This is a genomic window from Dorea acetigenes, from assembly GCF_025567385.1.
GTDB lineage: Bacteria > Bacillota > Clostridia > Lachnospirales > Lachnospiraceae > Claveliimonas > Claveliimonas acetigenes.
In genome coordinates this window covers 1-22,770 of the sequence record NZ_JAOQJU010000011.1, presented here as the reverse complement: position 1 = coordinate 22,770, position 22,770 = coordinate 1, and the positions used below count along the sequence as shown (strand labels likewise).

Sequence of the window (22,770 nt, the reverse complement as noted above, 5' to 3'; positions counted from 1 at the left end):
GATTAAAGTGAGGGAGAGAAAAAGGAAGGCAGGACGGAGAATAGGCGCCGCATTGTTGGCGACGGCACTTTTTTCAACCAGTATTCAGCTTCCGGCGGCGGCGCAGACGCCCAAAGGGCCGGATGGCACAACAGAGAATCCGATGGTTTCGCTGGATTTTAACAGCGTGACGGGCACGGCGCTGAACGGTTTAAAATTTACGGATTCCTATGGCACAGAAGCTGCGGCAATGACGGACGGCGGCTATACGCTGACAGACAGAATAACGGATCATTATCTGGATCTGACCGAGGATAAGTATTTGACAGTGACGAAGGCAGATGGAACCCCGCTGCTTACCGGAAAAGATGCCGTCACGATTATGTATGACAGCTATTACCTGGGAACTGGACAGTCATGGGCATTCTGTGCAGACAGTGATGCGAATACGCCCAATACAGACGGGGGATAAAGGTACGGTAAAGGAAGGGAACTTAAACTATCTTGGCATTATAGAGGGAGTGAGCAGAGTAGAAAGGTATGGAGCCGGACGCCAGACCGGCGATGGCCTCCTGGGAACAGATCCGGGTTCTATGCTGCTGCTTCCGGATAGCGGTAAAGCGCTTGCTTCGAACCAGTGGAAAAAGGTAGCAGTTGTCGTGGATGCAACAACCATTACCTTGTATCAGGATGGTGAACAGATTGCGACAACAGAAAATACAGGCGCTACACCATTGTCTGATATTTTGGGTGAGAACAGCGTCTTTTGGATCGGAAAGGCGAACTGGGGTGAAGGAGAATTCTATAATGGTTATATTGATAACTTCCAGGTGTACGATGGCGCACTCACAGCGGAGCAGGTTGCAGGTACAGCGGATGTAAGTGAAATCCCGCTTCTCGCTGATTTTGATTTCGAAAGCATGGAAGGAGACAGCTTCTCAGGCGGAGCTGCCAAGGCTTCTGTAACAGGCGACAGCGACGGAATCATGCAGATCAGGGAAACAGATGGTAAGGCTCTTGACCTTCGCGGAAAAGAGCAGACACTGTATGTGACGAAGGCAGATGGGACGCCGGTTCTTCATGGACTTACGACGGCAACAATCGTATTCGACAGTTATTTTGAAGGCAACAGTTATACAAATGACTGGCCATTCTACGCTGCGAAAGATATCGATGCTCAAGATTGGAGAAATCCGAATTATATAGCTGTGGATGAGAATAGTGGCTCAACAGATGTGATCCGTCAGGCAGATCAGAACTCCGGAAAGGCAGATCTTGATGTGCGTACCAATCAGGCTCCGGTTATGGGAGAATGGAAAAATGTAGCGGTGGTGTATGATGCGGATTGTACTTCGCTTTATATTGACGGCGAATTGGTGAAAGCCAGCGAAGCAGCAGAGAATGCAGCGACATTGGCCGATATCCTTGGCGAATCCGGCGGGATCTTTCAGATTGGCCGCGCCAACTGGGGAGACGGTGAATTCTATAATGGTATGCTGGATAATTTCCGTATATATGACGGTGCGCTGACAGCGGACGAGGTGTCGGCAGTATATGGAAATAAAGAGGCAGCAACGGCTGCCAAGAAAATTGCAGACTTCACTTTTGATGATGAAGAGACAGGATTTGCAGGGGCGGGAGCGGTTGCAAGGCCTTTCCTTGTCTATGATACGGACGGTGACGGCAGTACGGAGCTGTTTCTTGCAGAAAAGAACAGAACCTATCTGAATCTTTTGCAGAATGGGGCTTCTCCGTTAAAAGGGCAGAAAGAGATTACGATTTCCTATGACAGTAAACCCTATGTGGATCTTTCCACCGGGAAGTGGTCTTTTTATGCGGCGGAAAACACTGTTTCACAGGAGTATCTGAAAGAAAAATATATTGGTATCCAGGAAGCCGGCAGGCATATGTATGTGCATTACTGGGATAATGCAGCGTCAGGATTCCGGCTGCCTTCGATCGATGTAGATACGGCCGGGCTTGCGTCTTCGTGGAGGCACATTGATCTTGTGATCAGCAGCGAAAAGACGACTTTATATGTAAATGGCGAGAAGAAGGATGAGATAAGAAGTTATTACCCGCTGCAGGATATTATTGGAGAAAACGGCGGGATTGCGCAGATTGGCAAAGCAAACTGGGGACATCCCGGCGGAATCTATGAATATTACGGCGGATATATCGATAATTTTCAGATTTATGACAAGGCAATTCACCCGGAGGTCAATGCGTTGACGGTATCTCCGAAAGAAGGGGCAGAAGTTGCTCCTGATGGCAGAATCAAGGTACTTGCCGGGCATCTGCAGGAGTATCTGGATGTGAAAGTTACTTTGGCGAATGGTTCTAGCGTGACTCTTGCGCCGGAAGATTATGAAGTGACGGGCTACAAGTCAGAACTTGGAAATCAGACGGTTACCATTACGTATGGCGGGAAGTCTCAGACCGTGGATATTTCCGTATACAATGTTGTCGAGTCTCAACAGAAGGAAGTTCTCGATGAAAACGGGAAGCAGATGTTCACGGTAAAATCTACGTGGTATGATTATCTGTCAGACCCGGAGCGAGAGGGAAAAGGAAATTACAATTCTAACAGTTATGTTATGAAACGGAATGAAGCGGGAGAGATTGTCAGCAGCGAGTCTGAATTTGTACAGTTCAATAAGGCGGTTGACAAGTATTGGAAAGAGAAACTTACGCTTACAGGAGATCTGAAATCTTATAATTTCCATCCGATTTACTGGGGAGATTTCTACAGCCTGGATGAAGCGTACAGAGATTATGACGAAGACCCGAATAATAATTCCCATCTGATGGAGTACCAGTACGAACCGGGCGAAGGCGTTTCCTTTAAAGAATATGGGGAAAACTTCTACGGATCAATATGGGGATATAATGCACACCAGTATACCCAGCTGGCGGCGCAGGGAAGTATGGATCCGAATCTTGGAGAGAATGATACGCTGACTATGAATGACGCTTTGACGCCGTATTTTAATGATGTTAGTGATGCACTTGCGGCAGATGAGCAGGGAAGCGTCTATATGAACATTTATGAGAATGTGCTGATGCCATTTAAAACGGTGACAGATGAAGCAACCGGGATTGACTATTATGAGTTCCAGAGCGGTGATGCAGGAAAAGAAACCATTCATATTTCAGAAGATCCTAATAATACGGTTACATGGGTTCCCGATAACCGGTGTTATGATGCAAGAAACGGCTATGTCGGCCATGACGGAATAAGCTTCCTTCCATTCAATCAAAATGGCGATGACAAGGATGTGGCGAATTGCGGATTCGCGGCAAAGATGGCTTTTAATTTCCGTTCTACATATGATGGAAAGCTTTCAAGTAAAAATGGTTCAGGAGAGCGTGTTCCTATCAGGTTTGAATTCAATGGGGATGATGATTTCTTCCTCTATATCGACGGGAAGCTAGCGCTTGACATCGGCGGTTCTCACGGAGAATGTGAAGGTGTGGTTGATTTTGCAGAACAGACCGTAACTACTTATGCACGAACTATTGAGACTTATGACGAAGCAGTGACAAGAAGAAATGATGCTGCAGGACCGGCAGGCAGTACAGTAACGAAGACTTTCGAAGAACTTGGGCTGGATTTCTCTGACCCGTCTGTCGAGCATAAAGCGGTAATCTATTATACGGAAAGAGGAAAGCTGGAAGGGAACTTAAAGATTCGTTTTAACTTCCCGCAGGAAAATACCATTGCCATTACAAATACGGTAAATACGGATGGCGTCAACGACGCTCTGAAAGATCGGATGGCAGAGATTATCAAGCAGGAAAGCTTTGGACTGGACGTTTCCTCTGATTATAAGGAAAGTGGCAAAGGGCTTCAGCCGGTAGATGGGGAAGAGGTTGCATACAATGACGGGACCCGTTATTCCACAGACACGCTCAAAGAGGGGCATATAACGGTGAAAGGAGAAGATTCCATTCTTCTGGTTCAGAGAGTGGCTACAGAAGATAATCCAACAGGGTTTTTGGATGAAGCAGGAACATTATTTGCGGTAAGCCAGACAGCGGATTCGGAGAAATATGCCACCAGTTGGAATTTGTATGATTCACATAAAAATGTGCTTGGAAGCAGTGAAGGGTACGTTATTGACGACGAAAAATCAACGTATGACGGTAACACAGAAGGGCAGTTTGCACTGTATGATAAAGACGGTAGTGTATCGCTGAGTGAAAACGGAGTGGAAATTGTCAACTTAACCGCAGCGTATGTTAATACGGTAAAGACGAATGCTGTTACGATAAAAAAAGAGATGTATGGGGATGAACAAAGTGAAGATACCTTTAAGTTCCAACTGACGCTGTCCAATCTCTTTGGTTCCGGAAGCGAGGCATTCGTCTATGTAGGAGATTATACCGTTTACGAGGGAGATGATACAACCGCTGGCGTTGACAGCTTATACGTTCCGGGAAGATCTTGCGGCGGGAACTTATGAGAAAGAATACCAGACGGTAGGAAATGATCATATAAGCGGCACAGTTGATGGAGATATAAGACCAGGGACTGTTGATGTTATTTCAAATATGACAAAGAGCAGCAGCGAGTTTTATGCATGGAAGGATCATGAGACGTTCCTTCCGATTCCAGGAATACAGGAAATTACCAACTCTCCTATTGTTTATTGTACTGCAGATATTGAGAAGGATGCTTCAGGCGCCAATAGTGGAATCAAATTTAAAGGCGAGCTGCAGGAAAATGTAGTCATTGATTACGTAGATGTCAATGGTAACCCGGCCAGAGCGACCGTGCATGTGTATGAACCGAAGAACCATGCATATGTACTGGATTATGGCCTTCCGGTAGATCTGAATGCGAAGGGAAGCAGTGTTGGTATCCGTGAGACAAGCACGGCAGGAAAATATGAAATTGTCGGAGATACCGGGCTGAGCATTAGTGGTGTAACAGCGGCGAATGAGTTTATGGGTATCAGCCAGGGCAATGCACAGGCTGACGCCTGGGATGCGTATGGAAAAAATACTACAATGGTAAATACAGATACTTCAACGCTTCAGTTGGATGGCACAAAGCTGATCTATACGCCGACCGCATTTATGGAGAATGCGGATGTGTACAATTATCGTGTGGATGTAAAGAAGTCATTGGATACTGATATGGACGCCCCGGAAGCAACTTCTGCAGACGGCGTACGTATGGCTGGAACGATAACGATGGTTCCGGCAGAGGTAGTATATTATGAGGATGATTTTCAGGCGATTACAGTGACAGGAGATAACCAGAAGGCAGCAGGCGGTAAGCTTATGCAGTCGAATGATCAGACGGGTGTATATGGATATGATGCCGTATACAGCACGAATACGAATGCTTCGGTTGTTGAGGAGAACTTGCTTGTACATTATGATTTCTCAACTGTGACGGCGAATGCGGACGGAACGGTTGCAGCAAATACACCGGTGGCTGATATTTCCGGAAAAGGTAACAATGGATATATCAGGCAGTCGGGAGCGAAGATAAGCGGCGATACACTGACATTACCGGGAGGAGCTTCAGGCAGCGATGCTGCTTACGTAGAGCTTCCGACAGGGCTTACGAATGATAAGACGGATATGACAGTGTCTGTGTGGATGAAGAATCAGTCAGATGTTACAAGAAATTATATTGCAATGTATATCGGAAGCAATGATGGGAACTGGCCGACACACTATTGGTCGCTGAAGCCAGATGATTCTAGCAGCAATATAAGTTCAGTTATTACACTTGGTTCCTGGCATAACAACCCACAAACCATAACCGCTGCTGCCAAGCGTGGTGAACTTGCCTTGTATACAGTGGTTCTTGGAGCGAATAAAATGACTCTTTACTGTAATGGAGAGAAAGTAGCTGAGAATCCGGCAACAGGAATTAGTCTTGCAGATTTGCAGAGAGACCTGGTGGGATATATTGGAACATCTCCCTATAGAGGAAATGGTGATGACTATTTTGCAGGTGACGTCCGCGATGTGCGTATCTACGACCGGGCGCTTGAGGCGGATGAAATAAAGACTCTTTATGAGAGCAGAGAAAATACTTTGGACAGCGCCGAAGGTAGCACAAGGCTTGATGCGTCTAATGCCGCCAATAGAGGAACGATGGAATTTACCTTCCGGGGAAGAGGATTTGACCTGATAGGCAGAAGCACGATAGATACGGCAGGCCTTGCGGTAATAGTCAGAGAACATTCGGATACCGAAGGTGTTCCGGGCAAGCTTGAGAAGAGCACAATTGTAGATACTTCTTACGCAAATGGTAAGTTGTATCAGCTTCCGATGGTAAGCATCAAGGATCTTGCATACGGCCAGTATGATGTGACGATTAAGGCAATGAGGACGAAGAACAGGGCGGATGAGACAGTTACCAACAGCTATGTATATATAGATGCAATCCGTATTTACGATCCTGCAAATACAAAGGACGGAAAGAACACAGCTGTAAGCCAATATTATCTGGGCTCCGAATATAAGGCCGATATTAAAGAAGTGAGAGACCTCCTTCTTGGGTCTGTTAAGTTTGAGAATCTGGACGCAATTTTAAAGAACATGGATAGTTCCGGGGATGACAGTACGACAGGAACAACAACGACTACAAGTGGCTCTGCTGTTTCTCTTGTGGCAGTGGATCCGGAACTTGGAGTGGTGATGTACCATGCAGGAAATGCACAGGTTGAGAATCCGGATACGACCGTGCCAATTGATGCGATTGACAGTTTAGAGAAAATACTGAAGCGCGGACCGAACAATGAGGTATATCTTGCCGCAGGTAATGCAATCGCATTCCGTGCGGTTCCGGAAGCAGGCAGTGCAATTCCAGAAGCAGACAGAACCTTACAGATCGAGGCGAAGAAGGTGGCGGATGATCAGAAATCATCTGCAGAAATAAAAGTTCTTACAGCTGATAATGAGAAGGCACAGACGATTACACTTACGACTTATACACCGATGTATTATAAGATTGATCTGGCAAATTGTAAGCGGTATGCGGATGGATCCTATCTGGTAATCCTGGCATCTACGGGAGAGAGTATGGTTTCGCTTACAAATCTGAAAGTAAAAGGCTATACGTTGACACCGGTTGCCGGTTCTGATCTTACAGAGAATCCGAACGAGCCATCAACGCTTGCGGCAGATACCTATAGTCTTATGAAGGCGATGTTCGTAAGTAAAGCGGAGGAGCCGGATGTTGCTCCGGACACGACGCCGGATACAAAGCCGGACGTTGATTCGGACACGACGCCGGATACGAAGCCGGACGCAGATTCAGACACGACGCCGGATACGAAGCCGGACGCTGAGCCGGATACGAAGCCGGATATCAGACCGGATGATGATAGTAAGGCGCTTCCCTTTGTGGATGTCCCGGCCGGAAGCTGGTATGAATCCTATGTCCGCTATGTGTATAAGAAGGGAATTATGACAGGTCTGGATAAGACGTATTTCGGACCGGATCAGACCATCTGCAGAGCACAGTTTGCAGTGATTTTGTACCGTATGGCAGGCAGTCCGAAGGTAGCGTACAAGGAGACCTTTAAGGATGTTGCGGATAATCAGTTCTATACAGATGCAGTTATATGGGCAAGCCAGAAGGATATCGGTGTAATCACAGGTTATACTTCCGGTGACCGGGCGGGCTGTTTTGGACCGACAGACCCGATTACCCGTGAACAGATTGCAGTTATGATGTATCGGTATGCACAGTATAAGGGAGAGAGTATGGAAGCTTCCTCTGATATGTCAGGCTTTGAAGACAGCAGGCAGGTAAGTGCATTTGCCGCCAAGGGTGTTGCGTGGGCAGTTTCTGAAAAACTGATCCAAGGTGATAATGGTATGATCAATCCGCAGGGAGATACCAACCGTGCAATGTGCGCAGCAATCATTCAGCGGTTCCAGGAGCGGCAGAGTCTGCTGACAGATGAGGAGGAGTGAGAATTATGAAAAAAACATATCAGAAACCCAGGATTATGATTGAAGAATTTTCGGCTAGTGAAATAATTGCGACTGCGTCCGGATGCGGGGCGATTGTTACGATGATGGACAATCAATGTACATCAACAAATAATCCGCTTATGGAGGATGCATTTTCGATAGGGATTTTTTCGGATTCATGCGAAATTCCATATAGCCATGAAGAATACGATGGTATCTGTCTTCACGGACCCGCAGATAATGCAATATATACTTCGTAATATTTAAAGAGAAAGACGGAACAGAAGCAGGATTTGTTTCTGTTTCGTTTTGCTTTTTTGGAGGGAAGAGGATGAAATACCAGTATGATTTTTCTGTGGCGGGAATTTCATTTCGCTGGATAACAGGGATGCCGTTGGAGTTAGAAGAAAGATACAGGGCATTCCTTTTGGAAGAGCCGAGAACACCGGAGATTCTGTATGAGGTTCTTACAGGCAGGCCTTCTCGTGACAGGAGGGGAGAGCGGGAGTTATATGCAGGGGAATTCTGCCGGATTACAGAAGACGGACAGTACCGTTACCGTACCTTTCCCTACAGTAAGGTTCATAAAGAAAGAGAGGTAACTTTGGTACGGAGGCGGGAATGTGCAGACCAATACCGGCTCTATCTTCCGAAAGAAGTGCAGGAGGATTTTAAGAGAGCGAAGAACTGGAGCTTTTACATGGCGTTTGAGGAAATGTTTTACACCAGGGGAAGAATCCTGCTTCATGCCGCCTATGTGGAGACGGAGGAAGGCGCGGTTCTTTTCTCAGGCCCTTCCGGAATCGGCAAATCTACCCAGGCGCAATTGTGGGAACAGTATGGCGGCGGCGTTACCATGAATGGCGACCGGGCGGTTCTTTATGAGAAGGAGGGAAGAATCTTTGCGGCAGGCTCTCCTTACGCCGGTTCTTCCGGCGTCTACCGGAATTATCAGTCGCCGGTGCGGGCGATTGTTATTCTGAGCCAGGGAGAAAGGAATCAGATTCAGAAATTGAAGGAAAGCAGATGTATTCTGCCGCTTATGCGGGAAAGTACATTTGCCTATATGGATGAGAAGATGAAAAAAAAGCAGGCGGAACTTTTATTTTCGGCTGCAGAGAAGATCCCGGTATATACCTTTCAATGCAGGAAAGACGCCAGTGCAGTGGAGGATTTGCGCAGAAGATTCCGGCAGGATGGAGTATAACCGGGAAAATGCGCGCAAGGAAATCGAAAGAGAAGGAGAGGAACATTGAAGACAGAAAAGAATAGAAGACGAAAAAAGATTCTGGTTCTTGCAGGAAGTGTTATCTGTGTGGCAGTACTTGTGATTGTGTGGAAGATGGCCGGAAGGAAGGATACGGAGACGGCAGGATCTTCAGATAAACCGGAGGTAACGATGACCGTAGATCTGTTCCCGGGATTTGAAGGGGAGGAAGCGGAAAAAGTATTGGAAGGCGACCTCAGTAATCCGGAAGTTCTGCTTGAATATGCCGGAAGCTATGCCGGTGTGTTTTATGAGGATGGCGGGGATCAGGAGAAGGAAGATGTGTTCAGCCTTATTTTGACAAATATAGCAGAAGACACGCTGGAAGTCATGCAGCTTTGGATTGAAGATGAAAAGGGAGAGACGTATCATTTCCAGGTGTCAGCGCTTCCCTCCGGCGGAACGGTTCTGGCTCAGGAACTGGAAGGAAAGACGTTCCGGAAGGATGCGGAATATAAAGTAGTCGGAGATAATTTCGGTTTCCTTGAAACGGATACAGAGCTTTCTGTTCTGGATACAGAGGAGAAGGATGGGAAAATCTATGTAACCAATCAGGGAGAGAATACTGTAAACGGTGTGCAGATCATTTATAAGAACTGGCTGGGCGGCTATGCCTATCCGGGGGGAATTGCATATAGGATTTCGCTGGGAGAAATCCCTGCAGGAGAGACGCAGGAGATTACTTCGGAACATTACAAGGACGGCGCCAGCAAGATTACAGGCATGAAGAAGACGCAGGAGCCGGAAGGGGAAGAGAATGGAGAATCCACAGATTAGAAAATATTTGTATTCCAAAGCGGCATATAAGCATATTCCGATAGGGGGAACCTTTGAGTTGACGCCTTGCTGCAATATGAATTGTAAAATGTGCTATATTCGGATGTCTAAGGAAGAACAGGAGCGGGCCGGCAAGCTTCGCACGGCAAAAGAGTGGCTTCAGTTGGGAAAAGTATGCAGGGATTCAGGGATGTTGTTTCTTTTGCTGACCGGCGGAGAACCATTTTTGCGGCCGGATTTCCGGGAGATCTATGAAGGTCTGTGCCGGATGGGACTTTTGATTACCATTAACACCAATGGAACGATGATTACCGGGGAAACAGTAGAATGGCTGAAAAAAATGCCGCCGTCTAAGATGAATGTTACTTTGTATGGCGGTTCTGCGGAGGCGTACGGGGAACTGTGCGGTTATAGGGACGGATATCAGCGGGCGACAGAAGCAATCCTGATGCTGAAGGAAGCGGGTATCCATGTCAGCATCAATGTGAGTTTCACAGAAGAAAATGCAAAGGAGCAGGATAGAATCCAGGCTTTCATAGCGGAACATGACCTCCCGGCAAGAATCACTTCGTATATGTTTCCGCCGGTGCGAAAGAAAGAGACGGACTGTCCGGCGGCGGATTGCCGCATGACACCGGAGAAAGCCGGATACCTGCAGTGGAGAAGCGAACAGTTCCGCTTCCGGGGAGGCTACTGGGAAGCGCGGAAGGAAGGGGTCTTAAAGGGAGTCCCCGAGATGCGGGGAGATTGCCCGGTAGATGAAAAGATGCAGTGCATGGCAGGAAGAAGCGTCTTTTGGATTACGTGGGATTTTAAGCTTCGGGGCTGCGGCATGATGACAGAGCCGAGCGTAAAAGTGGAAGCAGAGAATTTCACGGAGCGGTGGAAAGAGATTGGGGAGAAAATCGGCGGATTTCGGCTTCCCGGAGCGTGCTCTGTCTGTGAATACCGGAAAGTATGCGCTGTCTGCGGTGCGGTTGTGCAGGCGGAAGGACAGGGGAATATGGAAGAAAAACCAGAATATTTGTGCAGATTAACGAAGGAATATGTCAGACTTATAAAACAGGAGAAGGAAGAGGATGAAGAGGAATAGAGGAAAAAGAAGAATTTTAGCAGTCGTTCTTACTATTGCATTGGCGGCCGGAAGCCTGATGGTTAGCAGTCCGGTCAAAGCGGCAGAAACAGCGGAAAAGCTTTTGGCGCGGTACGAGCTTTTGACAGACGTACAGGACCGTTCAGGGAATGGGCGCCACGGAACCAGTGTGGGCAATGTGTCATTTGGAAGCGGCGCTGATGCGGGAATGGTTCTTCCGGGAGGAACGGATAGTAATACGAATTATGTTAGTATTCCGGGAGAAATGTTTGCCGGACAAGAGTATCTGACCATATCGGCATGGATAAAATCCGGTGTAAACGCGGGAAATTGGTCGGCGCTTTTCTTCGGCACAGAAGCAAAGAATCATATGCCGGTGAATTACTGGCTGTTTAATCCTTACAGTCCGCAGAAGAATTTCAAATCGGTATTTACAGATTCTGTGAATGAAGGAGCGCCCTATAACTCAGAAGCGGGATTGAATCAGACTCCTACGGAACAGTACCAGAATGTTTGGACACATTACACGACTGTCATTACACCCACGTCAATAACCGGATACATCAATGGGGAAAGAATTGGGACAACGGCGAAAAGCAGGCAGGTGTCAGATTTCGGTACAAATCTTTTCGCTTATATCGGACGGTCGAATTATATGAATGACTGGACATTTCAGGGAAGCTTCCAGGATGTATGCATCTACGGGGACGCTCTTTCCGAAGAAGAAATCCGGACGATTATGGGAGAGGCTCCGGCAGACAATACAAAAGAGATTGTGGTACAGACGGCTGTTGACAATCTGACGGTAGATAACTTAAATGGTGTGACATCAGATCTGACGCTTGCAGATACCGCAGGCTACGGAACCGTGGTTACATGGGAATCTTCCGAACCGTCTGTTATCCGTAATGACGGTACGGTGACCCCGGCGGCAGAAGACAAGACAGTTACCCTTACGGCAGAAGTGGCATTGGGGAATGTAACGGATACGAAAGTTTTTACCGCATTCGTTCCGGCAGAGGGCGGAAAGCCCTATCTGCATTATGATTTTTCCAGAACCAGCGGAACGACGGTTACTGACATCTCAGGAAACGGACATGACGGAACGATCCGGGGAACCGGCTACAGCATTGCGGGCGATGCGCTGACGCTGCCGGGAGGCTCCGTGAATAGCGAGGCTTCGTATGTGGAGATTCCGTCGGGGACTTTTGATAACCGGAATACACTGACGGTTTCCCTGTGGCTTAAAAATGAAACCGGGGCCGGCAATTATTCGGCAATGTTCTTTGGAAATGCTTCCAATTACTGGCTTCTAAATCCGTGTAATCCTGCCGGGTATTATAAGTCTGTTATTACAAATTCAGAGAATACAGGAGCACCGTATCATACAGAGTATGGCATCAGCCCGACCATTGCCGCGCAGGGCATCCAAGGTCCGGCGACAGATGCGCAGTGGGCGTTATATACGACGATTATTCAGCCGGGAAGCATTACGGCATATTATAATAATACCTTGATTGGTACGGTAGAAACGAGCCGGAATGTGAGTGATTTTGGCGAGAATCTTGTATCTTATATCGGGAAGTCCACGTATCCCGACCCGTTTTATAAGGGCGGCGTCCGGGATGTCCGGGTATATACCTATAGTATGGACCAAGCAGGTGTTGCGAATATTTATTATGAAGGTCTTGGGGATGAGACAGCGCTTGATAAGGCTCTGCAGGAGGATGTGGATCGTCTGACACTTCCATATGAATATGTGATGGAAGATATCAGCCTTCCCACAACCGGAGTCAATGGTGCCAAAATCACCTGGAGCAGCAGTAACAGTGATTATCTGGATGCGAGGGGGAAGGTAACGCTTCCAACAAATCAGAACCAGGAGGTAACACTGACTGCAGCATTGACGCTTGGCGGGAAAACGGTAACCAAAGAATTTCCTTTAACTGTTCTGGCAGATACACCGGACGGATGGCTTACCTATTATATGGAAGGATTGAATATCAGTCCGACAACCCTGACGGCGGACATCGAACTTCCGTCCAGTATCGGAGACGGCGCTGCAGTTACATGGTCGTCGGATAATGAAGCCCTTTTGACAAAAGAAGGGAAGGTAACAAGACCGGACAATGGAACCGGAGATAAGGCGGTAACTCTGACTGCTTCTGTAACTTATCAGGGCGTAACGAGGGAGAAAGTATTTCACCTGACAGTCGCCCAGGAACCCTATGGAAGAATCCTTACTTATGTAAGAAGCGGCAATACGGACCGCACAGACGCACTTCATATCGGTTATAGTGAGGATAAGGGACAGAGCTATCAGGCGCTTTATAACAACCAACCAATTCTCTATCCTTCTGAAGGAACAAAGATGATGGGAAGTCCGGTATTCTTCCGCAAAGCGGATGGAACTTACGGGGTCATAGCGGATGATAACCACAGCAGCGGGTATGTATTTCTTTATGATTCGGATAATCTGACTAGCTTTACAAACTCACGTTATGTAAGACTGGATGCAAGCGGAAAGAATATCTGGAATGTGAACTGTATTTATAATGAAGAAAGAAATGCTTATGAGTTCTGCTATGAAGCAAGTGATGGCAAATCTTACGTTGTATACACAACAGACTTTGAGAAATTTACCCAGCCGGAAGAGACGATATATCAGAAGGCGGCGGTAAATGCAGAGCTTCCTGAAGGTGCGATTGAATGCGGTGTATTCGAGGTAACAAAAGAAGAATACGATGCAATTCTTAAGAAGTACAGCCGTGTGGTAAATACATCTGTCTCTGCATTCGAGACGGTTACGGTGCAGATAGGGACGGATAAGACAACAATTAGCAGACCGTCCAAAGCGACGGCGTCCTACAGCGACGGAACCACGAAAGATTTTGGGATAGACTGGAACGAGACGGACTGGGCGAATGTGGATACATCCACACCCGGAACGTATACGGTGAGGGGAACGCTCAGACAGCCGGATTACGGAAATGTTCTGGTAGAACAGCGAGCAGACCCGTATGTGGTAAAAGCAGAAGATGGAAGTTATTATTTTACAGCCTCCTATCCGGTCTGCGGATATACGGAGAGAGACAGCGGGATCGGATATGACAGAATTATTCTTCGCCACGCAGATACAATAGAGGGGCTGGCGGATGCAGAAGAAGTGACGATCTGGTCTGCGTCAGAATCAGAAAAAGCCCATCGTTATATCTGGGCGCCGGAGATGCACTATATTGGTGGAAGTTGGTATATGATCTTTACGGCAAGCCGCTCGACCGGTACGGTATGGGATATCCGTCCGCATATGCTGAAATGTGTGGGTGATGATCCCATGAATCCGGATAGCTGGAAGACGGCGGATGAGTCGAACCTCCATCAGGTGACGGCAAAAGCCGGGGATACGGGAATGGACGGAAGAAGTGCATTCTCAGAATTTTCACTGGATATGACGTATTTTGAAAGTGCAGGAAGACATTATGTGGCATGGGCGGAGAAGCCGGGTGGAATCTCCAAAATATATCTGGCAGAGATCAATCCGGATGAACCGTGGCAGTTAATCAGTGATTCTATGCTGGTATCCACTCCTGATTTCGCGTGGGAGTGGGAAGGAGGAACGATTATTAATGAAGGACCCGCAGTGCTGAAGCATGACGGAAAGATTCACTTATGCTTCTCAGGGGCGGCGGTTGATTATACTTACTGTGTAGGAATGGTGACGGCCGAGGAAGGCGCAGATCTTCTGAATCCGGATTCCTGGACAAAATATCCGACGCCGCTTCTGAAAAGCGAAGATTTTGAGGTGGATGGATATGACCCGCAGTGTGGCCCGGGACACAATTCATTTACCTATGATAAAGATGGAAATCCTGTAATCGTATACCATGCAAGACCGATGAATTGTTCCAATGCGGTAGATGCTGACGGTAATTTCGGAACTTGTGAGTATGTAAGCAGGGGAGACGATGCCCTGAGTGATCCATGCCGCCACGCCCGGGCAAAGTCATTGAATTTTGCGGCAGATGGGACGCCGATTCTGAATATGACATTGTCAGAAGAGTTGAGTACAAAAGATGTGTCATTGACGATTGTAGTAGAAGATGAGAAGGAGACTCCGGTACAATTTTATGCAGCACGGGGGATAGAGGCAAGCATTCCGGCGCAGCAGATACAGCGGATTATCTCGGTGGATGACGGTGCGGTCTGTGAAGCAGCAGAAAATGCAATTACATTTACGGGAAATGTCTGCGGAGAATTTACAGTTGTTTATGAGAAAACAAACGGAGAACAGGTTACCATTCACGTCAATGTCTACGCTGCAGATCATAAAGCGTATGTGTTGGATTACGGATTGACGGCAGACTTGAATGCGTCTGGGGAGGATGCGTTTGGCCTGTACCGGATAGCTGGAACAAATGCTTATGGCATGACAGGTATAAATCTTCCTGCGCAGGCGGATGCGGAATCCGGAACTGCAGATATGGCAATTCTGAAAGGTTTTCGCGTGTCTGGCACACAGGATGACTGGCAGATGAAAGTAGATGCAAATGGCGCCGTGCTGGAATGTACGGAAGAGAAGCTTCTCTATACGCCAACAGCATTTATGGAGGATGCAGATGTCTATGAGTATCAGGTGGAAGTAAAGAAGAATGCAGACACCGAGATACGTACAGCAGAAGACGGCGTGGCAGTCGGGGCGTCGCTTACCGTTGTGCCTGCAACCGTTGTCTATTATGAAGATGATTTCTCCGCAATAACAGTGAGCGGGGCTTCCGGAAAAGAAGGAACTACCCAAGATATGCTCCAGTCGAATCATCAGAAGGATGTATATGGGTATGATGCGGTATATGGAGAAGAGACACCGGACAGTGCGGGCGGAAGCACGCGGCTTGAGGCTGACAGTACTGACCGCGGCACGATGACATTTACCTTTAATGGAACGGGCTTTGACGTGGTTGGAAGAAGTACCGCAGATACGGCGGGAATTTCACTGGTAGTAAGGGATGCAGATAAGAAGGTGGTAAAGAGCCAGATTGTAGATACTGTTTATCAGAATGGCAATCTGTATCAGCTCCCGATTATCAGTGTGAAGGATCTGGAATATGGAACCTATACGGCTACCATAAGAGCAATGCGGGCAGGAACTAAAGAGGCAGTCCGTTCAGTGGTCTATATTGACGGTATCCGCATCTATCACCCGGCCGGAGTAGGAGAATCGTTAAAGGCAGAGGTCGGCCAGTATTATCAGGAGAAGGAAGCGAAGGCAGATATTGCAGAGATTCGGGAGCTTCTGCTTGGCAAGGTTCATTTTGAAAACCTGGATGAGATACTGACCGGTAAGAAGGATGAGAACGATGAACCGTCGAATGACACGACAAAGGAAGCATCTGTATCTCTGGCGGTGTTTGATTCAGCGCAGGGAATCTCCATTTACCATGGCGGGACTGTGATGGTGGAAGGCTCTGCTGATGGAACCGGGGACTTAGAGCAGATTCTGAAAAACGGACCGAACAATGAAGTATATCTTAGGAAGGGAAATGCGATTGCATTCTGCGCAGTTCCGGTGGGCGGCGCAGATGATGATGTGCCGTTTACCCTACAGGCGGAAGTAAAGAAAGCGGCGGATGAAAAGGATAAGACGGCGCAGCTTACGGTTCTGTCAGAAGGAGCGGAACCACAGGTGATTTCATGTAAGACGCATACGGCGATGTATTATGAGATTGATCTGAGTAAATGTAAGACCTATGATGACGGTTCCTATCTGGTGGTACTGGCATCAACAGGGGAGGGGATGTTGTCCCTTACGAATCTGAAGAGCACAGGGTATCAGATTCAAGCGCTCACGGAAACCGATTATGCCGATGGTGCACAGAATGTGTCGGCTGCGGACACTTATCTGCTGATGTGTGCTGCATTTGCGGATGACCCGGCAGACGATCCTGTGGATGACCCGGCAGACGATCCTGCGGATGACCCCACAGATGACCCGACGGATCCGCCTAAAGAGCTTCCATTTACGGATGTAGGAGCTGGCAGTTGGTACGAAACATATGTACGCTATGTATATCAGAAAGGAATCATGACCGGAATGGAGGCGCTGCGCTTTGGACCGGCGGAAGAGTTGTGCCGTGCGCAGTTTGCGGTTGTATTGTATCGAATGGAAGGAAGCCCGAAAACGGAGTATAAGACCGTGTTCAAGGACGTAGGACGCAATGAATTCTATACAGATGCAGTTATGTGGGCGAGTGAACAGGGAATTGTTACCGGATATACTGGCGGCGACAGGAAAGGATACTTCGGACCGGCGGATAGTATAACCCGAGAGCAGATGGTGACAATGCTGTATCGGTATGCATCTGCCAAGGAAATGGATACTGCCGGAAGGGACAGCCTGAAAGGATTCCCGGATAGTAATCTTGTAAGCGGATTTGCAGAAGATGCGGTAAGATGGGCTGTGGAAGAAGGATTGCTTAAAGGCGACCAGGGAATGCTCAGGCCGCAGGGGAACCTGAATCGTGCAGAGTGCGCTGCTATTATACAGCGGTTTATGGAAAATAAATAGACGGTATAAAATTCAGGGGCAGGTGTGACGCATATAAGCCACACCTGCCCTTGCTGAGTAAATTAGGTATTGTTGTATTGGGGTTATGTGCGTTACATCGGAGGTGCTATATCGTAATTTATGGTCTGGTAGAACCGCTCTTTACGTTCCTCCCAGGTGAGTCCGGGGATTGCCAGAAGCCACATCATTTTTGCGAAAACGGATTCCAGTGTCATATCATAGGCTTCCAGGCAGTCGATGGATTGTTTTACCCGCTGTCCTACCTCATATATGCCTACGTCACTGCCTTCGCCGACCACCTGGGTTGTCATTACTACAATTTTCTCACCTGCCGGGCAGGAGTGAAGAATCCGGTAGAATTCGTCCAGGAGACCGTGGGGAATGCCGCCCACGCCGAAGCTCTCCAGGATGATGCAGTCATATTTTTCAAAAATAGCCGATAGGATATCTGCGGACATGCCGGGAGTCAGCTTTAACAGGAATACGGATTCCTTCATATTGTGGTAGAAGGTTACCGGTTTTGCCGGGGCAGGAACCGGAATATAGCGAATCATGCGCTCATCGCGGATAACGGCAAGCTCGGGATAGTTGATGCTGGCGAAGGCATGGTAGCTTTTGGAGTTGACTTTCTTTGCGCGGGTTCCGGCAATGACCTTGCCGTCAAAGACCAAGGATACTCCGTGGGAATCTTCCTGGCAGGCGTATAAGATGCTGTCCCGCAGGTTGGTTTTGGCATCGGTGATTTCCATGCTGATGGGTTTCTGTGCCCCGGTAAATACAATCGGTTTGGCGGAATCCTGAATCAGATAGGAAAGTGCAGACGCAGAGTATGCCATGGTGTCGGTTCCGTGGCAGATCACAAAACCATCGTAGTTTTCGTAGTGCTGTTCTACTGTACGGGCAATCAGGAGCCATATCTCAGGCGTGACGTCCGTGCTGTCTATGCTGCAGATCTGAATAGAATCTATCTCACAGGGGATGCGCATATCCGGCGCATAAGCAAGAAGCTCCCCCGAAGTCAGGGCCGGCGCCAGCCCGTTTTCGGTAGGAAGGGATGCTATGGTGCCGCCTGTGGCAATCAGTAAAATCTTTTTTTTCATATTGGAAACTCTCCTTTGACATTAACACTAAAAATATTTTATATAGTACCGGTTAAAGAGTCAATGAAAAAATGTAACAGTTCAGCCCGCGCCATTCGCAAAACGCATCTACGATGCTTCTCCGCTGCTATGCAGCTATTTTTGCTCATAAAATGGCGTTCCGCTCATAAGCCGGATCGTGTGTTCATTCATGCAAGCATGATTCACCCACAATCCGACTTATGGCTGAACTGATACAAAAAATAACAGAGCGTGCTCTAAAACTATTGCATTTTCTATTTAATGGTGGTATTATTTTATAGTATTTTTATAATTACTTTATCAAAGTAAAGTGATAGTAAGGAGATATAATTATATATGGAAGGAAAAGATCTATTAGAGCGGCTGCTTGATTTCCATAAGTCCAGCTACGATATAGAAAGACCTTTTGATGTCGATGGGGACATCTACGATGCGTATGCAAAGTTTTGTGTAACCAGCGCGAAATATGTCCTTGTGAAAACGGCAGAGTTATGGCGGGCGAATTGCTTTGAGCATACGTTTTTTCGTTGTTTAGATCGTTTGGACGGGGAAGATCTGAAACGGTTCAGGAAGCAGATCGTGTCTTACATTGAGCCAGAACTTGTGCGCGGTGGCAGGAAGTGTACGGAGAAGGATCATATGTATTCGTATATGACGGGAATTTTCATCTGTGACGGTGGTGTGGCGGATGATGCGGCAAAGGAAATCAGGAACTTCAAATATTTTAAGAATTACCGGATGGGACTCCGGGGATACAGTGAAGCCCGTCTGCTGGTGTTCGATGTGAAGAATCGGAAAATTCTTGGAAACCGGGCGGCGAAAGAGATGGTGAAGGGCTACTCAAAGGCTGGAATTTTCTAACCTTTCTAGCAATATACATGATTACATTTAGAGAAAGAGGAGGAATTTGTATGAATGGCGTAGCAGTGTTGATTATTGGAATTGCGATTCTTGTCGTTGCATATCTTACATACGGCAGATGGCTTTCCAAGCAGTGGGGGATTGATCCTTCAAGAGAGACACCTTCCCATACGGAAGAGGACGGTGTGGATTATGTTCCGGCGAAAGCTCCGGTGCTGATGGGACATCATTTTTCATCCATTGCAGGAGCAGGTCCGATTAACGGTCCGATCCAGGCGGCAGTGTTTGGATGGGTTCCGGTACTTCTGTGGGTATTGATTGGTGGTATTTTCTTTGGGGCGGTTCATGATTTTGGTGCATTATTTGCATCCATCCGTAATAAGGGACAATCTATTGGCGAGGTAATTGCCACAACCATGGGATCCAAGGCGAAGAAATTATTTATCATCTTTTCTTACCTGACATTGATTCTGGTTGTAGCGGCTTTCGGTTCTATCGTGGCAAATACTTTCATGGCAACTTATACAGAGAGTGGTGCGGTGGATAAGGTAGCCAGCGCTGCAAATGCAACCACAGCGATGATTTCTATTCTTTTCATCATTATTGCGATTGCCTTTGGTTTTCTGGTATATAGAAGAAATGCAGGCCTGGGTGTTTCCACTGTTATCGGTGTTGTGGCAATTATTGCCTGCATGGTGATTGGTATGAACTGGCATCCGATTTACCTGAGCAATACGGCGTGGATGATTATTGTGGGAATCTATATCCTGGCGGCATCTGTGGCTCCGGTATGGATTTTGCTTCAGCCTCGGGATTATTTAAGTTCATTCCTGCTTTACTTTATGATGATTGTTGCTGTAGTGGGAATCATCGGATGTGGTTTTACAGGTGGAGCACATATGGATATTCCGGCATTTACAGGCTTTAAGGATACGCTGGCGCCAACAGGCACTTCTCTTGGCTATATGTTCCCGGCGTTGTTTGTAACGATTGCCTGCGGTGCTATCTCAGGCTTCCATTCATTGGTTGGTTCTGGAACAACGGCAAAACAGCTGAATAATGAGAAGGACGCTCAGCCGATTGCATACGGCGGTATGTTGATTGAGTGTGCACTGGCAATTATTTCTCTGTGCGCAGTTGGATATATCTGGGCAAATTATGCATCAGGCGAGACGGTAACGCCTACCGTTGTATTTGCAACAGGTATTTCTAAGATGCTTGGTTCTATTCCGGGACTTGCAGGGACAGAGGAGATTGCTTATACATTACTGGTACTTACGGTATCCGTATTCTGTCTGACATCTCTGGATACAGCGACACGTCTTGCACGTTACATGTTCCAGGAATTCTGGCTTGAGCCGGGCGAGACTTACAAGGATGTGACAGGATATAAGAAGGTTCTTACCAATCCATTTGTAGCAACGCTGATAACGGTTGTACTGGGAATTGGTCTTGGACTTACAGGATATGCGAATATCTGGCCGCTTTTCGGCGCTTCCAACCAGCTTCTTGCAGCTCTTGGTCTGCTGGCGGTTGCAACCTGGCTTGGAAAAGCAGGAAAGAATAACAAGATGTTCCTGTTCCCAATGGCATTTATGCTGGTGGTAACGATTACATCACTTTGCTTTACGCTGAAGTCAAACATTGCGGGAATTGCAGCAGGAGGCGCAGGCGTGACATGGTGCTATGTGCGTGCGATTATTGCAGCGCTTCTGGTTGTTCTGGCTGTTGTACTTGCTGTAGATGGTATAAAAACCATGGCAAAACAGAAAAAAGAGGCGTAAGACGGATTATTATTAGAAAAAAGAAGAGGCTTTGCAGCAAAAAGGCTGTGGGGCTTCTTTTTTTGCTTCTACCTGTGGTGGATTTTGAAGTTGACTTTTATAGTACAGGTCAAAGAGTTGATGGAAATATTGACAAACTAGTTGTTTTTTAGTATAGTAAAGAAAACAAGGTAATCGTTTAACTAAGGGCGTCATAATGATAAAAAGGAATCGTGTCACAATTAAAGATGTTGCTATGCAGGCAGATGTTTCAATTGCTACAGTGTCAAAGATTATTAATGGAAAAGATAAGCATATTTCAGAGGAAACTCGTCAGAGAGTATTTGAAGTAATCGAGAATTTGGAATACATCCCCAATAGTATGGCTAAAGGTTTAAAAGAGGCAAGCACAAGAACAATAGGGTTGGTAATACCAGATATTGGTCATGCATTTCCGGAAATGGCGAAAGGTGCACAGGATGAGGCATTTGTTCATGGATATACGATGTTCTTTTGCAGTACAGATAATAATTCGATACAAGAAGAAAAATTTTTAAATATATTAAAATCTAAAATGGTAGATGGCATTATATATGTTAGTTCTGATTATGAAACAAGTAAAAGGTTGCTTTGGGATATATCTATTCCAATTGTAGCTGTTGACAGAAAAATTGATAAGAACCAGAATATGGGAAGTGTTGGAATTGATAACTTTTCGGCAATGCGTGATGTAGCAAAATATATTGTTAATAAAGGATGCAAAAAAATTGCGTATATTACATCTGATGTTTTAATGTCTCCGAGTAAAGAACGGTATGAAGGATTTATAACGGGACTAAAAGAAATGGGAATAGATTTTGATAAAAAACTCCATTATTTGGGGGATTTTTCTGTAGAGACGGGGAATATAGGAGCAATGGTTTTGTTACAAAGAGATCCCGAAATTGATTGTATCGTATGTGGAAATGATTCAATTGCAATTGGGGCAATTAGTACATGTCAGAAATTGGGAAAAGAAATACCCGGGGATATAAAAATCATAGGGTTTGATGACATATATATTTCAAAATACTTAAATCCAGAACTTACCACAGTCAGACAAGATGCCTATGAAATGGGAAAGCAGGCTGCAAGTATGTTGATTGGATATATAGAGAATAAAATCCCATTAACAGATATGATATTACCGTATGAGATTATGGAAAGAAGTACTGTATAAGCTGAAATAAAAATACGTATATATACGTATTTTTATTATAAAAGGTAAACGATTACCTATTTTTAAAGAAGGAAAGAGAATGAAACTTATGAAAAAAGTAAAATCTGCATTTGCGGGTTTTACGGCAATTGTTATGGCGGCGGCCGTAACATTGACGGCAGTTCCGGTTTCTTCCGTGCAG

The 22,770-nt window shown here is 46.6% G+C and carries 12 protein-coding genes; 11 read left to right on the top strand and 1 reads right to left on the bottom strand.

Annotation, left to right across the window (positions count from 1 at the left end; all coding sequences use genetic code 11):
• Positions 1-7: 7 nt before the first annotated feature.
• The 8 genes from OCV99_RS10155 (at position 8) to OCV99_RS10120 (ending at position 17,625) form a co-directional block, all read left to right on the top strand.
• Positions 8-451: a hypothetical protein gene (locus OCV99_RS10155; RefSeq protein ID WP_262575366.1), complete on the top strand. Its 444-nt coding sequence runs from the start codon at positions 8-10 to the stop codon at positions 449-451.
• Complete coding sequence (locus OCV99_RS10150; protein WP_262575364.1) at positions 366-4,445, top strand: LamG-like jellyroll fold domain-containing protein; 4,080 nt, start codon at positions 366-368, stop codon at positions 4,443-4,445. The genes OCV99_RS10155 and OCV99_RS10150 overlap by 86 nt, the downstream gene beginning before the upstream one ends.
• A complete protein-coding gene (locus tag OCV99_RS10145) occupies positions 4,381-7,926 on the top strand; it encodes an S-layer homology domain-containing protein (protein ID WP_158370306.1) in 3,546 nt (1,181 codons plus the stop codon). The genes OCV99_RS10150 and OCV99_RS10145 overlap by 65 nt, the downstream gene beginning before the upstream one ends.
• 5 nt (positions 7,927-7,931) lie before the next feature.
• Positions 7,932-8,186: a hypothetical protein gene (locus OCV99_RS10140; protein ID WP_158370304.1), complete on the top strand. Its 255-nt coding sequence runs from the start codon at positions 7,932-7,934 to the stop codon at positions 8,184-8,186.
• A gap of 71 nt (positions 8,187-8,257) precedes the next feature.
• A complete protein-coding gene (locus tag OCV99_RS10135; RefSeq protein WP_158370302.1) occupies positions 8,258-9,133 on the top strand; it encodes a hypothetical protein in 876 nt (291 codons plus the stop codon).
• Between the two features lie 45 nt (positions 9,134-9,178).
• The gene (locus OCV99_RS10130) at positions 9,179-9,970 is read left to right on the top strand and encodes a hypothetical protein (RefSeq protein ID WP_158370300.1); all 792 of its coding nucleotides are present in this window, start codon (positions 9,179-9,181) and stop codon (positions 9,968-9,970) included.
• Positions 9,951-11,063, top strand: coding sequence for a radical SAM protein (locus OCV99_RS10125; protein ID WP_158370298.1), 1,113 nt, complete (start codon positions 9,951-9,953; stop codon positions 11,061-11,063). Before OCV99_RS10130 ends, OCV99_RS10125 begins: the two co-directional genes overlap by 20 nt.
• The gene (locus tag OCV99_RS10120) at positions 11,050-17,625 is read left to right on the top strand and encodes an immunoglobulin-like domain-containing protein (RefSeq protein WP_158370296.1); all 6,576 of its coding nucleotides are present in this window, start codon (positions 11,050-11,052) and stop codon (positions 17,623-17,625) included. The genes OCV99_RS10125 and OCV99_RS10120 overlap by 14 nt, the downstream gene beginning before the upstream one ends.
• 92 nt (positions 17,626-17,717) lie before the next feature.
• Here the strand turns inward: OCV99_RS10120 and OCV99_RS10115 are convergent, their stop codons facing one another.
• Positions 17,718-18,725 (bottom strand): asparaginase, encoded by a 1,008-nt coding sequence (locus OCV99_RS10115; protein WP_158370294.1) that lies wholly within the window; start codon positions 18,723-18,725, stop codon positions 17,718-17,720.
• 357 nt (positions 18,726-19,082) lie between these two features.
• On the opposite strand from OCV99_RS10115, the gene OCV99_RS10110 reads away from it, so the two are divergent.
• From OCV99_RS10110 to OCV99_RS10100, 3 genes are all read left to right on the top strand, one after another.
• The gene (locus OCV99_RS10110) at positions 19,083-19,607 is read left to right on the top strand and encodes a DUF8052 family protein (protein WP_158370292.1); all 525 of its coding nucleotides are present in this window, start codon (positions 19,083-19,085) and stop codon (positions 19,605-19,607) included.
• Positions 19,608-19,657: 50 nt separating this feature from the next.
• Positions 19,658-21,391: a carbon starvation CstA family protein gene (locus OCV99_RS10105; protein WP_158370290.1), complete on the top strand. Its 1,734-nt coding sequence runs from the start codon at positions 19,658-19,660 to the stop codon at positions 21,389-21,391.
• Positions 21,392-21,587: 196 nt separating this feature from the next.
• Positions 21,588-22,589, top strand: a complete 1,002-nt coding sequence (locus tag OCV99_RS10100; RefSeq protein WP_158370288.1) for a LacI family DNA-binding transcriptional regulator — start codon at positions 21,588-21,590, stop codon at positions 22,587-22,589.
• The last annotated feature ends 181 nt before the right edge of the window (positions 22,590-22,770 follow it).

What these genes read in the sequence shown, in the direction of transcription:
- OCV99_RS10115 (WP_158370294.1), bottom strand. Translation starts at nt 18,725, where the DNA reads ATGAAAAAAAAGATTTTACTGATTGCCACAGGCGGCACCATAGCATCC.
- OCV99_RS10110 (WP_158370292.1), top strand. Translation starts at nt 19,083, where the DNA reads ATGGAAGGAAAAGATCTATTAGAGCGGCTGCTTGATTTCCATAAGTCC.
- OCV99_RS10145 (WP_158370306.1), top strand. Translation starts at nt 4,381, where the DNA reads ATGATACAACCGCTGGCGTTGACAGCTTATACGTTCCGGGAAGATCTT.
- OCV99_RS10105 (WP_158370290.1), top strand. Translation starts at nt 19,658, where the DNA reads ATGAATGGCGTAGCAGTGTTGATTATTGGAATTGCGATTCTTGTCGTT.
- OCV99_RS10125 (WP_158370298.1), top strand. Translation starts at nt 9,951, where the DNA reads ATGGAGAATCCACAGATTAGAAAATATTTGTATTCCAAAGCGGCATAT.
- OCV99_RS10150 (WP_262575364.1), top strand. Translation starts at nt 366, where the DNA reads ATGACAGCTATTACCTGGGAACTGGACAGTCATGGGCATTCTGTGCAG.
- OCV99_RS10135 (WP_158370302.1), top strand. Translation starts at nt 8,258, where the DNA reads ATGAAATACCAGTATGATTTTTCTGTGGCGGGAATTTCATTTCGCTGG.
- OCV99_RS10100 (WP_158370288.1), top strand. Translation starts at nt 21,588, where the DNA reads ATGATAAAAAGGAATCGTGTCACAATTAAAGATGTTGCTATGCAGGCA.
- OCV99_RS10120 (WP_158370296.1), top strand. Translation starts at nt 11,050, where the DNA reads ATGAAGAGGAATAGAGGAAAAAGAAGAATTTTAGCAGTCGTTCTTACT.
- OCV99_RS10140 (WP_158370304.1), top strand. Translation starts at nt 7,932, where the DNA reads ATGAAAAAAACATATCAGAAACCCAGGATTATGATTGAAGAATTTTCG.